At 62.8% G+C, this 14,498-nt stretch carries 9 protein-coding genes and 1 pseudogene; 3 read left to right on the top strand and 7 right to left on the bottom strand.

Features of this window, described 5'->3' with window-relative positions; all coding sequences use genetic code 11:
* Both AC0L2A_RS12980 and AC0L2A_RS12985 read left to right on the top strand, forming a co-directional pair.
* Nucleotides 1-339: pseudogene (locus AC0L2A_RS12980) on the top strand (NAD kinase); the annotation flags it as partial.
* Nucleotides 340-529: 190 nt separating this feature from the next.
* Nucleotides 530-2,173: a DEAD/DEAH box helicase gene (locus tag AC0L2A_RS12985; protein WP_473609150.1), complete on the top strand. Its 1,644-nt coding sequence runs from the start codon at nucleotides 530-532 to the stop codon at nucleotides 2,171-2,173.
* A gap of 77 nt (nucleotides 2,174-2,250) precedes the next feature.
* Here the strand turns inward: AC0L2A_RS12985 and AC0L2A_RS12990 are convergent, their stop codons facing one another.
* The 6 genes from AC0L2A_RS12990 to AC0L2A_RS13015 all read right to left on the bottom strand — a co-directional run bounded on the left by AC0L2A_RS12990 (nucleotide 2,251) and on the right by AC0L2A_RS13015 (nucleotide 9,752).
* The gene (locus AC0L2A_RS12990) at nucleotides 2,251-2,901 is read right to left on the bottom strand and encodes a YiaD family glycine zipper/OmpA-like lipoprotein (protein ID WP_031254560.1); all 651 of its coding nucleotides are present in this window, start codon (nucleotides 2,899-2,901) and stop codon (nucleotides 2,251-2,253) included.
* 200 nt (nucleotides 2,902-3,101) lie between these two features.
* Nucleotides 3,102-3,470 carry a GFA family protein gene (locus tag AC0L2A_RS12995; RefSeq protein ID WP_473609151.1) on the bottom strand — a complete coding sequence of 123 codons (369 nt, stop codon included), beginning with the start codon at nucleotides 3,468-3,470 and terminating at the stop codon, nucleotides 3,102-3,104.
* Between the two features lie 220 nt (nucleotides 3,471-3,690).
* Nucleotides 3,691-4,077, bottom strand: a complete 387-nt coding sequence (locus tag AC0L2A_RS13000) for a hypothetical protein (RefSeq protein WP_287223767.1) — start codon at nucleotides 4,075-4,077, stop codon at nucleotides 3,691-3,693.
* Between the two features lie 444 nt (nucleotides 4,078-4,521).
* A protein-coding gene (prfB, locus tag AC0L2A_RS13005; RefSeq protein ID WP_128173254.1) for a peptide chain release factor 2 occupies nucleotides 4,522-5,653 on the bottom strand; the annotation gives its coding sequence in 2 pieces (ribosomal slippage) (nucleotides 4,522-5,586 and nucleotides 5,588-5,653; 1,131 coding nt in all).
* Nucleotides 5,654-5,790: 137 nt separating this feature from the next.
* Nucleotides 5,791-8,247, bottom strand: a complete 2,457-nt coding sequence (locus tag AC0L2A_RS13010; protein ID WP_473609153.1) for a penicillin-binding protein 1A — start codon at nucleotides 8,245-8,247, stop codon at nucleotides 5,791-5,793.
* A 212-nt stretch (nucleotides 8,248-8,459) separates the two neighbouring features.
* Nucleotides 8,460-9,752 carry an N-acetylmuramoyl-L-alanine amidase gene (locus AC0L2A_RS13015; protein WP_473609154.1) on the bottom strand — a complete coding sequence of 431 codons (1,293 nt, stop codon included), beginning with the start codon at nucleotides 9,750-9,752 and terminating at the stop codon, nucleotides 8,460-8,462.
* A 688-nt stretch (nucleotides 9,753-10,440) separates the two neighbouring features.
* Between AC0L2A_RS13015 and AC0L2A_RS13020 the strand changes: the two genes are divergently transcribed.
* Complete coding sequence (locus tag AC0L2A_RS13020) at nucleotides 10,441-13,473, top strand: Rne/Rng family ribonuclease (protein WP_473609155.1); 3,033 nt, start codon at nucleotides 10,441-10,443, stop codon at nucleotides 13,471-13,473.
* Nucleotides 13,474-13,567: 94 nt separating this feature from the next.
* Here AC0L2A_RS13020 and AC0L2A_RS13025 read toward each other — a convergent pair whose 3' ends face one another.
* Complete coding sequence (locus tag AC0L2A_RS13025; RefSeq protein ID WP_254017964.1) at nucleotides 13,568-14,497, bottom strand: glutaminase; 930 nt, start codon at nucleotides 14,495-14,497, stop codon at nucleotides 13,568-13,570.
* Nucleotide 14,498 lies beyond the last annotated feature (1 nt).

Consider the following 14,498-nt stretch of genomic DNA (forward strand, 5'->3'; position numbering starts at 1 on the left):
GCGGGTGGGCGGGGCGCGCCGCGGGCGGGCGCGCCCCCCAACAACCTTCCCCCCCCGGCCCCGAGCCGGCCGCGCGCCGCGCGGGGGCGGGCGCTGCCCCCGGCCCGCCCGTCCCCCCCGCCCCGGGGGCGCGCCGCGCTGCTCTCCAACAAGTCGACCGTTCGTTTCGACATTCTGGAGGCGGAAAAGCGGCCGGTGAACGCCGCCGCCGACCACACCGAGGTGAAGGCCGTAACCTCGGTTACGGTGCAAGAATCGCCAACGGTGACGGCGACGCTGCTGTTCGATCCGAGCCACTCGTGGAACGAGCGCATTCTCGCCGAACAGTTCCGCTATTGAGCCGGCGCAGCGACAGCAGTTCGATTAAGCATCGCGATTAAGGTTACGACTTCACAATCGTGCCGTCCCCCGCCTGTTTGTGTTGACAAATCGTGGGCTTGCGCCTACCTGCAATACCAATCTTGCAGGCGCGCGGCGCTTGCCGCGACCGCTTGCGTTGCGCCCCCGAACCAGCCAAAGACAGCCAAACTTGTCCTCAGACACCCAGATCGCTCAAGACGTGTTGACCTTCGCAGACCTCGGCCTGTCGCCGAAGGTCCTTTCCGCGGTTACCGACGCCGGTTACACCGAACCGACACCGATCCAGGCCGGCGCCATACCGCACGCCTTGCTCGGCAAGGATATTTTGGGCATCGCCCAGACCGGCACCGGCAAGACGGCCTCGTTCGTGCTGCCGATGCTGACCCGCCTCGAAAAAGGCCGGGCGCGCGCCCGCATGCCACGCACACTGATCCTCGAGCCAACGCGCGAGCTTGCTGCGCAGGTTGAAGAGAACTTCATCAGATACGGCAAGAACCACAAGCTCAACATCGCGCTGCTGATCGGCGGCGTATCCTTCGACGAGCAGGACAAGAAGCTGGAGCGCGGCGCCGACGTGCTGATCGCGACGCCAGGCCGCCTGCTCGATCATCGCGAGCGCGGAAAACTCCTGCTCAACGGCGTCGAGATTCTGGTCATCGATGAGGCCGACCGCATGCTCGACATGGGCTTCATCCCCGACATCGAGCGCATCTGCGAGATGATCCCGTTCACCAGGCAGACGCTGTTCTTCTCGGCGACGATGCCGCCTGAGATCACCAAGCTCACCGAGAAATTCCTGCACGCGCCGGTGCGCGTCGAGGTTTCGAAGGCCGCGTCCGCCGCGACCAACATCATCCAGCGTCTGGTGAAATCCGGCTCGAAACCCTGGGACAAGCGCGAGACGCTGCGCAATCTGATAAAGGCCGAGGATGCGGAACTGAAGAACGCCATCATCTTCTGCAACCGCAAGATCGAGGTCTCGGAGCTTTTCCGCTCGCTGCTGAAACATGATTTCGACGCCGGCGCGCTGCATGGCGACATGGACCAGCGCGCGCGCATGCAGATGCTGGCCAATTTCCGTGACGGCAAACTGCGCTATCTCGTTGCGTCGGACGTCGCGGCGCGCGGCCTCGACATCCCCGATGTCAGCCACGTCTTCAATTACGACGTGCCGATCCATGCCGAGGACTATGTCCACCGCATCGGCCGCACCGGCCGCGCCGGCCGCTCGGGCAAATCCTTCACCATCGCCACCAAGTCCGACACCAAATACATCGACGCGATCGAACGGCTGATCGGCAACAAGATCGAGTGGCATGACGGCGATCTGTCGACGGTCGTCGCCAGCGAGGGCGGAGAGGACGATGCTCCCCGCCGTGGCCGCGGCGCGCCGCGCCGCGCCGGCCGCAAGGACGATGGCAAGGAGAGGGGCGAACGCAGACCACGCGAACGCCACGCCAAGCAAAGCGAAGCTGCAGCACCGGATGCGGCGCCCGAGGAACAGCCGGTGGCGGCCGAGACGGCGGTCGCCGATGCCGGTGAGCGGCGCGCGCGCAAGGAAGCGATCCGCTCGGAAAACACCGAGCGCCAAGCTTCACCCGAACGCCAAGCTTCACCCGATCGCCAATCTTCCCCCGATCGCAAGGCTTCGCCCGATCGCCATCGCAACGAACAGCGCGCGCCGGAACGTGGCGACACCAGGCCGCAGCGCGACGGCAATCGCCCGGCCCGCCATCGCCAGGAAGACAACGATGGGACCGTCGGATTCGGTGACGACATGCCCGCGTTCATGCGCATCGTCGCCAAAGGCTAACAGCAGAAATCCTCAAAGAAAAACGGCCCCTTGCGGGGCCGTTTTCATGTGCAATGCGGTCTTCTTGTTTGTCTTGCTCAGGTGAGTGGTGAGAGCTGGATCTCGACGCGGCGGTTCTGGGCGCGGCCGGCGGCCGACGCGTTGGAGGCGATCGGACGCGTCTTGCCGAAGCCGGTGACGGCGAAGCGGCGGGTATCGACGCCCTGCCCGGACAGATAATTGGCGACCGCCAGCGCGCGACGCTGCGACAGGTCGAAATTGTGTTCGTCGCCACCGGTCGAGTCGGTGTGGCCGAACACGTCGACGGTGGTCTGGCGGAACTTGTTCAGCACGAGTGCGACCGAATTCAGCACTTGATAGAAGCCGGGCTTCACCGCGTCCTGGTCGACGTTGAAGGTGATGTCGGACGGCATGTTGAGGATGATCTGGTCGCCGCTGCGGGTGACGCTGACGCCGGAACCCTGAAGCTGCCGGCGCAGTTCGGCCTCGTTCTGGTCCATTGTGGCGCCGATGGCGCCGCCAGCGAGCGCGCCGACGCCAGCGCCGATCAGCGCATTGCGGCGATCGTTGCCGCCGGCGAGCAGGCCGAGCCCCGCACCCGCCAGCGCGCCGATGCCGGCGCCGGCTGCAGTGTTGGAAACTTTCTGTTGTCCGGTATACGGATCGGTGGTGGTGCAGGCACTCACGAGCACAGCCGTCGCCACTGCGACGAGCACAGTCTTTTTCATCAGGTAGTCCCTCTCCAGTCCGCGGTCCCACCAGTGGCGCGCCGCATCCCTTGTGCGTCCAAGTGGACGCACGTCGCTCTATGCTTGTAACATGAAATGCGGCGAAAAATGGAAGGGGAAAAGCGGCTGGCCACGGCTTTTCCCGGTCAATTCAACCGCCGCTATTTGCGCAATTCCGATCGGCTGGCAGAGACTGTCGGCTACCAGAGATTCTTGCCGTCGATGACGACGACTTCAACCTGATCGAGGTCGAAATCGTCGAACAGGCGAGAATGCACGCTGATTTTCGGATTGTCGAAATCCGGCTTGCCGGTCGACCAGTCCGGCGTTTCGGTGAAGGTGCCGCAGCCGCAGGTGGCGCAGAAACCATGTTTTACCGTTTTCGAGCCCCATTGATAGAAAGAGACATTCTTGAGCGGGCTGGTGAGCTTGAATTGCGACGGGACGTAATAGGCCCACAACGAGCCGCGTTTCGAGCAGAAGGAGCAGGTGCATTGCGTCACGGTTAGCGGCGCTTCCGAAACCTCGAACGTCGTCGCCCTGCAGTGGCAGCTTGCCTTTATGGTCACGACGCCTCCCTCGCGATTGCTTCGCGCCAGCGCGGTAAGGCAACATAAAGAGGCGCCGTTGACAACCGTCTGTCAGCAGACTCGGCTTGCCTGCGTCGGACGCGTGGCGCGCTTCACTCTTTTTGATGCATGTCGTATCCCAAAACCGCTGCGCACCCTCGGGTCAGGCCATGGCCCGCTTGGAGCAAGCTTTTGGGGGCAAGCCTTTGGGCGACATGCATCAAAACGACGACGGTGGCACGAACAGGCAGATGGTCTTTCCGTCATTGGCGCCGGCGACCGAACACCAGTGATATTCGCCGTCGGGCGAATTCTTGATCCGTGCATCGCTGTAGCCCACGACCTCGCCTGTTCCCTTGATGACATAGCCCTCCGGACGCTCGCTGATCGACGTCTGCGAGACCGCGCGGCAATCGTAGCCGGAACAACAGGAGAATGGGTAACTCCAGCCTTGCGGCTTCGCTGCAGTCGGCGTGGCGTCGTGCGCCAAAGCCGGCGCTGCAAATACAATGGTGGCGGCCGTCAGAACCATCACCGCAATGATCGAATTCAGGAGGCGGCGCGCCGTCTTGACGGCAGAGGCCAGTCGGGTTGTGGAAGCAGGCATGGGCGCAATTCCTATCACCGAGTTATCAAGCGTTTCGCTTGCCCGTTCTTGGAACGTATCTTCCCAGTGGCCGGCTCGTCAGGTCGCAGATACGCCGCGTCCGGCCATAAATGCTTTTTCCCCCAACGTTCGGATGCTGGCCTGATTCCTTTGCTGGCGCAAGAAATTGCTGTGCAATCGAGCGCCGACATCTGCAGCCGGAACCAGCCTGCCGGGGCTGACGAGAGTGACTTCATCAACCCCGGCAGTGGGATCGCGCGGATAACGAGATTGAACTCGCAGTGGTTCCGGGCCAGGCGACGGCAGGCCTGCAACAATGAACCCGGAGGTAGAAGTAATTGTCGAAAATTCGATGAAAAAACAAAGCCATAAAGCACCCGCTCAATTACAGTGAAGAGCCTGTTACTCTAGCGTGATGTTCCTGCTGCTTGGGGCTTAGAAGCTTCAGTCGATATCGGCCACCACTTCGCCGGCGCCGCCCTCGATGCGCTGCGACAGCGAGGCCTCCATGAAATCGTCGAGGTCGCCGTCCAGCACGCTCGACGGGCTTGTGCTCTCGACGCCCGTGCGCAGATCCTTCACCAACTGATAGGGCTGCAGAACGTAGGAGCGGATCTGATGGCCCCAGCCGATATCGCTCTTCGACGCTTCGGTGGCGTTGGCCACCGCCTCGCGCTTCTTCAGTTCTTCCTCGTAGAGCCGCGAACGCAGCATCTCCCAGGCCTTCGCCTTGTTCTTGTGCTGGGAGCGCTCAGCCTGGCAGGCGACCGCGATGCCGGTGGCGAGATGGGTGATGCGGACCGCTGAATCGGTGGTGTTGACGTGCTGGCCGCCCGATCCGGACGAACGATAGGTGTCGATGCGGACATCCGATTCGGAAACGTCGATCTCGATCGTATCGTCGATCACGGGATAGACCCAGACGCTGGCGAAGGAGGTGTGACGGCGCGCATTGCTGTCATAGGGCGAAATACGCACCAGACGGTGAACGCCGGATTCCGTCTTCAGCCAACCATAGGCGTTGTGGCCTTTGATCAGCAGCGTGGCGGACTTGATGCCGGCCTCTTCGCCGTCATGCACCTCCAGCACCTCGACCTTGAAGCGGCGCCGCTCGGCCCAACGCGTGTACATGCGCAAGAGCATCGAGGCCCAGTCCTGGCTTTCGGTGCCGCCGGCGCCGGCATGGATTTCGAGATAGCTGTCGTTGGCGTCGGCCTCGCCGGAAAGCAGCGTCTCGATCTGGCGGGCCTTTGCTTCGCCGCGCATCGAGCGGATCGCCGCTTCCGCTTCGGCGACGACGCCCTCATCGCCCTCTTCCTCGCCAAGCTCGATCAAGCCGATATTGTCTTCCAGCGCCTGGGTGAGGCCTTTGACCGCGGCGATGCCTTCCTCGAGGCCCTGGCGCTCACGCATCAGCTTCTGCGCCTCCAGCGGCTCGTTCCAGAGGCTCGAATCCTCGGCACGCACATTCAGGTATTCAAGCCGCTTTATGGCTTGATCCCAGTCAAAGATGCCTCCTCAGCAGGGTTATCGCCTGCCTGATTTCGTCGACAATATTCTGCGTTTCCGCGCGCATGGCTGGCCGTTCTGTCCTGTGCTGAAGTGGTGCCCTGTCGCTTGAGCAGAGCTTGGGTTGGCGCGATACATAGGGACGGCACCGCCGTAAAGCGAAATGGGCCGGCTCGAAAGCCGGCCAAAATACCCTATCCTATGTCAGTAGAGCCCGCCGCCGCCGGACTGGATGGCCTGGTTGGCCTGTGGCGACAGCGCGCCGCCGGAGGCGTTGGAGCCGTCCTCACCCATGCCGATCACCCAATAGCTGTCGGCGGGGCCGGTGCCCGGCTTGAAGGCTTCGATAAAGGCGCCGGCGTCGTCCGGGTTGGCCCGCATGCCGGTTTTGCGATTGATGGCGATCAGTTTCATGCCTTCGGGAACCTGGAAATCGACATTGGGCGTGCCGTCCAGCGCCACGCGCATGAAGTCCTTGAAGATCGGCGCAGCAAGGCCGCCGCCGGTCGCGCCCTTGCCAAGACCTTTGGGCTGATCATAGCCCATATAAAGGCCGACAACGAGGTTGGGCGTATAGCCGATGAACCAGGTATCCTTCTCGTCGTTTGTCGTTCCGGTCTTGCCGGCGATGTGGCGGCCGAGTTCGGCGACGGTAGCGCCGGTACCGCGCTCGACGACGCCCTCCATCATCGAAGTGATCTGATAGGCGGTCATCGGATCGAGCACCTGCTCGGAATTGTCGACCAGTTCCGGCTCAGGCTGGTTCTGCCATTCGGCCGCATTGCAATTTTTGCAGCCGCGTTCGTCCTGCCTGTAGACCGTCTTGCCGTAGCGGTCCTGGATCCGGTCGATCAGCGTCGGCTTGATCGACTTGCCGCCGTTGGCCATGATCGAATAGGCCGATACCATGCGCATCACGGTCGTCTCGCCCGACCCCAGCGCCATCGGCAGATACGGCGCCAGTCGGTCATAGACGCCGAAGCGCTCGGCATATTCGGCGACCAGTTTCATGCCCATGTCATTGGCCAGGCGCACCGTCATCAGATTGCGCGACCTCTCGATACCGGACCGCAAGGTCGCCGGGCCCGCTGTCCTTCCATCGTAGTTTTTCGGCGTCCAGGTCGTGTTGCCGCTCTTGATGGTGATCGGGCCGTCCATGATCACCGAAGCCGGCGTATAGCCATTGTCGAGAGCGGCCGCATAGACGATCGGCTTGAACGACGAACCCGGCTGCCGCATGGCCTGCGTGGTACGGTTGAATTCGGATAGCGAATAGGAGAACCCGCCGACCATGGCCAGAACGCGCCCGGTATGCGGATCCATGGCGATCAGGCCGCCCTCCACTTCGGGGGCTTGGCGCAAGATATAGACCCCATCCGTATCTTCTTTCTTCTGCACGAAGATGACGTCGCCAGGCTTCAGCACGTCCGCCGGCGATTTGGCCTTGACGGTCTTGCCGCCGACCACATGACGCATGGCGAAGCTCATGTCCTCGCGGCTGACGGTGCCTTCGACGCGATCCTTGACGAGTTCGCCCGAGATCTGCCGGTTCGGCCGAAGGCCGATCGACAGGCCGCTCTCCGAGCTGTCGAGCACGACGGCGAGCGACCATTCGGGCACGTCGTCCAGTCCCTTGACTTCGCTCAAAGGCACGCCCCAGTCGCCGGACACGTCGATGGTCTTCACCGGCCCGCGATAGCCGCGCAGCGTATCGAACTTCATCAGGCCGTTCTGCATGGCTTTGCGGGCGATGAGCTGCATCTTGGGATCGAGCGTCGTACGGACGGACAGGCCGCCCTCGTAGAGCGCATTCTCGCCGTAGCGCGCGCTGATCTGGCGACGCACCTCCTCGGTGAAATATTCGCCGGCGAACAGATAGGTGCCGGAGCGGCGTGGCTTGACGCCGAGCGGCTCGGCCTTGGCCTTGGCACCTTCCTCTTGCGTAACGTAGCCGTTGCCGACCATCTGGTCGATCACCCAGTTGCGGCGCTCGATGGCGCGGTCGGCATATTTGAAGGGGTGATAGTTGGAGGGGCCCTTCGGCAAAGCCGCCAGATAGGCCGCCTCCGCCACGGTGAGTTCATTCACCGCCTTGTCGAAATAGGTGAGTGCTGCGCCGGCGACGCCATAGGCGCCAAGCCCGAAGAAAATCTCGTTAAGGTAGAGCTCGAGGATGCGGTCCTTCGAATAGGCCTGCTCGATGCGGAAGGCGAGGATCATCTCCTTGATCTTGCGCTCGTAGGTCTGGTCCGAGGACAACAGGAAGTTTTTCGCCACCTGCTGTGTGATCGTCGAGGCGCCGACCTGGCGCTTGCCCGAGCCAGCATTCTGCAGATTGACCATGACTGCGCGGCCAAGGCCGGTCATATCGATGCCGGGGTGATTGTAGAAGTTTTTGTCCTCGGCAGACAGGAAGGCCGCCTTGACACGATCCGGCACCGCCTGGATCGGCAAATACAGGCGCCGCTCGCGCGCATATTCGGCCATCAGCGCACCGTCGGACGCATGGATGCGGGTCGTCACCGGCGGTTCATACTTGGCCAGGACCTCGTAATCGGGCAAATCCTTCGACAAATGGCTGATATAGATCGCCACCCCGGCCGCGACCAAAAGGGCCAGCGCGGTGCCGATGCCGAAGAAATAGCCAATAAGACGAATCATGCCCGCTCCAGTCCTTGGTTCGGGAATTGCCTAAACGAAGCCGCCTTTCGCGCAAGCTTTCGAGACGATCCCGACCGGTAATCGAAAATCCATGTCGCCACCATGTGGGCAAAATGCGGCAGCCTGGAATTTCGGCTTCGAATGGCGAAAATATAAGTGCAAAGTGTTGTCGTCGTGCAACGCTGCCTCTGGTTGTGGCGGCGGCGGGCATTTCAGCCTCCGGTTCCGGCTCCGGCCTTGGCTGAAGCGAATAGGGCGATGGCATTGGTTATGCTCTGGGCCGCCTTGCTGCGCCAATCGGCGCTGAGCAGTTGTGCCTCGTCCTTGGCATTCGACAGATAGCCGAGTTCGACCAGCACGGAGGGAACATCCGGCGCCTTCAACACCTTGAAGCTGGCCGAACGCTGCGGATTGTTGATGAGACCGACACTGGTGGAAAGCTGGCCGACCAGCGTTTGGGCAAAGCTCATCGAGAAACTGTGCGTCTCGCGGCGAATCAGGTCGATCAGGATGTCGGTTACTTCCTTGTCGTCGTCCTTGATTTCCATGCCGGCGAATTGGTCGGAAAGGTTTTCACGGTCGGCGAGCGCCTGCGCTTCGGGATCGGAAGCCTTGTCGGAGACTGTGTAGACGGTTGCGCCGCGAAGGCCCTTGACCCTGATGGTGTCGGCGTGGATCGAAATGAGCAGATCGGCCTCGTGCTGGCGGGCAATGCGCACGCGGTCGTCCAGCCGCAGGAATTGGTCCGTCTCGCGCGTCATGAACACGTCGTATTTGCCGACTGCGGCGAGTTTGTCCCGCAATTCGGTGGCGAAAGCGAGCGTGACGTTCTTCTCGACGGTGCCGTTCATGCCCTCGGCGCCGCCGTCGATGCCGCCATGGCCTGGATCGATGACGACGGTGAAGCGATGGCCTGGATTGGAGACAGGGCCGGTGCCGACCCTGCCGCCCTTGTCGGAGGAGACCGTCGAGCCGGTGGTCAACGCCTGATTGGCAAGAGCGGCGTCGAACTCCCGCACGGACGCCGCCGACATGTCGATGGCGATGCGGTAGCCGTTGCCGTCATCGTTCTCGAGCACGTCGAACCTGTCGACGGCGAACGGGCCCTTGCCGGTGAGAATCAGCCGCGACACCCCCTCGCCGAGATCGCCGTAGCGCACGCTCCTGACCAGGCCGCGCGCCTTCACATCCTTGGCATTGATGGCGAATCTCGTGCTTGGCAGGTCGATGACCAGACGGTGGGGGCCGCGCAGCAGGAACCATTTGACGTCGGGCTCACGATCGAAATTCATGACGATGCGCATCTTGGTGGCGTCACCGGCCATTTTGTAGCTCGTCACTGCCAGCGGCGCGTCGGCGGCAAAGGAGACTGGCGAACGAGCCAGGCAAGCGACAACCAGCAACAGCAGACAAGCGGCGTGGAAGCGGGCGGCGCGGAAGTAGGCGGCGTAGAAAAAAATGCCTCCGGCGTGACCACTCATGTGCGTGAAGACTGCCAGTGCCATCTCTTCCAGTCGCTCCGGTTTGGCGTGACGCGCCCGATCCTGTTGTCGGCCAATCTTGCTTGTCGGAGTGTCGTCGTCTTGTCGAAACGCCGGTCAGGCCGCGAACGCGATTAACGGTTGGTAACCAGAGAAGGTTAACCAAGCCTTTTCACGCAACGCTTAAAGCCGTGCTTCCGTTGCGGAACTGCATTTTGCCGGCATCGGAAATCGGGGTTGCCTTCCAACCCGCCAAATCATAAAAGCGATGGTGGATCACTGCAATCCTGGAACCGTCCTTCTCCGCAGCTTCCTGCTACAGGTGAGATGAACGACGGCTCCTTTCGCGTCAGGCGAAAAAGGCAACAGGTGATCGCGACGAATTTCGCAGGTGTAAGCCCGTGGCGGGGGAAGCGCCTGCGTGAGGAAAACGGCCGGGATTGTCCCGCGCCGGCTCTGTACGAGCAAACAAGCTGGTCCGGTTTTCCCGGGCTTTGGTTCAAAAAGGTTCTGCTGGTTACGATGGCTTCAAGCGCAATCATGGAAAGGTCCGCAGCAAACCGCGCCATTATGGCTGCGGGCGGCACCGCCATGGCGCTCAGGCAGCGGCCGGCGGACATTCAATTGCCCGGCACCCATGTTCATCCACACTCACAGCGGCGGGCTTTGCCTCGCAAGCTGCGGCTGACGGCTGCCGGGGGGAAACGAAATAATGCCCAACAAAATGCTGATAGACGCCTCCCACCCGGAGGAAACACGAGTTGTCGTCGTTCGCGGTAACCGTATTGAAGAATTCGACTTTGAATCCCAGGACAAGAAGCAGCTCAAAGGAAATATCTACCTCGCCCGCGTAACCCGCGTCGAACCCTCGCTTCAGGCAGCCTTTGTCGAATACGGCGGCAACCGTCACGGTTTCCTCGCCTTCAGTGAAATTCATCCCGACTACTACCAGATTCCGGTCGCCGACCGTCAGGCGCTGCTGCGCGCGGAAGCGCAGGAGGCTGAAGACGAGGACGATGAGGACGGCGATGGCGACGATCGCCAGAACCGCGATCGCGGCCGGCGCGGACGCCGCCGCGGCGGCAAGAGCCGCGACCGAGGCGAGCACAAGCGTGATGCAGGTGCGGCCGATTCGGACGCTTCTGGCGATTCCAATGACAGCGGGTCCAACGACAGCGGCTCCAATGAGGGCGGCGAACACGGCGAGGATGCGGTCGCGCAGAACGTCGATGCCTCAGAAAAAGTAGACACGCCGTCCGCTGCTTCGGAACATGGCGAGGATGTCGCCAGTCATAGCGAGGCAAGTCCTGATGAGACGAGCCGTGACGAGACTGGCCATGGCCGTGGCGAAACTGGCGGTGACGAGACTGGGCCTTCCGAAGGCGGTCCGAATTCCATCGCCGCCAGCATCGAATCGGATGTGATTTCCGAAGCCGTGCCGCAGGCTGATGCGGCCGGCGAAGCCACCTCCACCGACAATGATCGCGGCATGCTGGAAGAGGTGCAGTCATCGCATTCGGATGACCATGAGGTCGAATCGGTCGGCGCCGAGGATGCGCTGGAAGAAGCGCGCAACCGCCGCAAGCCGGTGCGCCGCCAGTACAAGATCCAGGAAGTGATCAAGCGCCGGCAGATCCTCTTGGTGCAGGTCGTCAAGGAAGAGCGCGGCAACAAGGGCGCGGCGCTCACCACCTACCTGTCGCTTGCCGGCCGCTATTCGGTGCTGATGCCGAACACGGCGCGCGGCGGCGGCATCTCGCGCAAGATCACCAACGCACAGGACCGCAAGCGGCTGAAGGAGGTCGTTGCCGATCTCGAAGTGCCGCAGGGCATGGGCGTCATCCTGCGCACGGCCGGCGAAAGCCGCACCAAGGCCGAGATCAAGCGCGACTACGAATACCTGATGCGCCTTTGGGAGAACGTCCGCAACCTGACGCTGCAGTCGACGGCCCCTGCCCTCGTCTACGAGGAAGGCAGCCTGATCAAGCGCTCGGTGCGCGACCTCTACAACAAGGACATCGACGAGATCCTGGTCTCCGGCGAAGAGGGCTATCGCGAGGCCAAGGATTTCATGCGCATGCTGATGCCCAGCCACGCCAAGGTCGTGCAGCCGTTCCGCGACACGACGCCGATCTTCGTGCGCAGCGGCATCGAGGCGCAGCTCGACCGCATGCTGCAGCCGCAGGTGACGCTGAAGAGCGGCGGCTACATCATCATCAACCAGACGGAAGCGCTGGTCGCCATCGACGTCAATTCGGGCCGCTCCACCAAGGAGCACTCGATCGAGGACACAGCGCTTCACACCAATCTGGAAGCGGCCGAGGAGGTCGCACGGCAGCTGAGGCTGCGCGATCTCGCCGGCCTGATCGTCATCGACTTCATCGACATGGAGGAGAACCGCAACAACCGCTCCGTCGAGAAGCGGCTGAAGGATCACCTCAAGAACGATCGCGCCCGCATCCAGGTCGGCCGCATCTCGCATTTCGGCCTGATGGAGATGTCGCGCCAGCGCATCCGTGCCAGCGTGCTGGAATCGACGATGAAGCCTTGCCCGCATTGCGGCGGCACCGGCCATGTGCGGTCCGATTCGTCCGTCGCGCTGATGGTGGTGCGGGCGATCGAGGAATTCCTGCTCAAGGATTCGCGCAGCCACATCACGGTGCGGACGCCGGCGGCGACCGCGCTCTATGTGCTCAACCACAAGCGCGGCACGCTGGTGGAGCTCGAAAACCGCTTCGGCCTGACCATCACCGTCGAGGCCGACGACACGGTCGGCGCCCAGCACTATGCGATCTTCCGCGGCGCGCTGGCTGAAAAGCCTGAAGGCTTCGTCGAGGTGCGGACCTTGCCCGCCTATGTCGAGCCGGAAGAGCCCGCCGACGAAATCGTCATCGAGGAGGAGGAAGACGAGGTCGTTGCGCCGGCGGAACAACCGCGCCAGGCGCAGCAGCCGCAGCAGCCAAGGCCCAGCGAGGATGGCGAAGGCCGCGACCGCAAGCGCCGCAAGCGCCGCAGACGGCGCGGCGGCAAGGATCGCGACCGCGAGCATGGCGCCCCCGTGGAAGGTGCGTCCATCTCGGCCACTGCCGATGGCGTCTCCGAGGCCGCAAGCGATGAAGGCGCCGAAGCAGACCACGAGGACCAGGTCGGCGTCACCGAGGCGGTGGAAGCGTCGGATGACGGGCAAGAGCCTGAAGGTCGGGAGCCTGATGAAGGTCTGGAGGCTGACGAAGGTCTGGGCAAGAAGCGTCGGCGCGGCAAGCGCGGCGGCAAGCGCAATCGCCGTGAAGACGGCGAAGGCGAGGTCGATGCAGGCACTGCCGAGTCGGCTGACCGTCCCGAGGTCTTGGAGGCCGTCTCCGGCGAACCGGCGGCAGCAACGCCGGTCGAAGCCACGCCGGTCGAAGAGCCTGTCGACCTTGCTCCGGCCAATGACGACATGCCAAGCGCCGAAAAGCCGAAGAAGCCGCGCCGCGCTGCCAAGCCGAAGAAGGCCGCGGCGGACGTCGTTGCCGAGACGCCGGTAGCCGAGCCGGAAATTTCTGCCGAGGCTCCCGCAGCTGTTTCGGAGGAAACAGCCATGGCCGCCGTCGACGAGAAACCGAAGGTCCGCCCATCGCGACGCAAGCCCATACCGGTCGATGCTCCGGTTGAGCCGATCGTGTCCTCGACTGTTGCCGAAGAGGAAAAGACCGAGGAGAAGCCGAAGCGTGCTGGCTGGTGGCAGCGGAAAGGCTTTTTCTAAGCTTTTCGGTAGTTTAGCCTGATCTTTTGAACAAAAAAATCCCGCGCTGTCCTGTCGACAGCGCGGGATTCTCTTGTCTGAAGCGGGCAAATCTCTATGGCGCGAAAACCGACCAGTTCATCATCTTCGCCAGCCTTTCCAGCGCAATCGACCCCAGCCTGGAATTGCCGTTGGCGTTGAGGCCGGGCGACCAGACGGCGAGCGAGGCCACGCCCGGCACGATTGCTAAAATGCCGCCGCCTACGCCGCTCTTGCCCGGGATGCCGACGCGGAAGGCGAAATCGCCGGAGCCGTCATAATGGCCGCAGGTCAGCATCATCGCGCCGATGCGGCGCGCGCGCTCGGCTGACACCACGGAATGGCCAGTCGCCGGGTTCTTGCCGCCATTGGCGAGGAAGCGGCCGGCCAGAGCCAGTTGCCGGCAGCTCATCGCGATGGCGCAATGGTGGAAATAGACGCCCAGTGCCAGATCCGGCGCGTGGTTGAGATTGCCGAAGGATTTCATGTAGTTGGCGAGCGCCAAGTTGCGAAAACCGGTGGCTCGTTCCGAAGCCGCGACCTCGCGGTCGATGATGATGGTCTCGTCGTCGGCCAGGAACTGGATGAAGCGCAGGATCTCGCCGATCGCCTCGCGCGGCTGGTGGCCGGCGAGCAGAATGTCGGAAATGACGATGGCGCCGGCATTGATGAACGGATTGCGCGGAATGCCGTTCTCGTGCTCGAGCTGGACGATCGAGTTGAACGGGTTGCCCGAAGGCTCGCGCCCGACACGCTGCCACAACGCGTCGCCGACATTGCCGAGCGCCAGTGTCAGCGTGAACACCTTCGAAATGCTCTGGATCGAAAACGGCTCATCGGCGTCGCCCGCCATCAGCACGCGACCGTCATTGGTCACCGCGGCAATGCCGAACTTTTTCGGATCGACCTTGCCGAGCTGCGGAATGTAGGTCGCGACGTCGCCGCGATCGGTGCGCTCGGCCATTTCGGCGGCAATCTCGGTCAAAGCCTGCTCGAGGTCCGGCATC

It is taken from the genome of Mesorhizobium sp. WSM4844 (genome assembly GCF_055811775.1).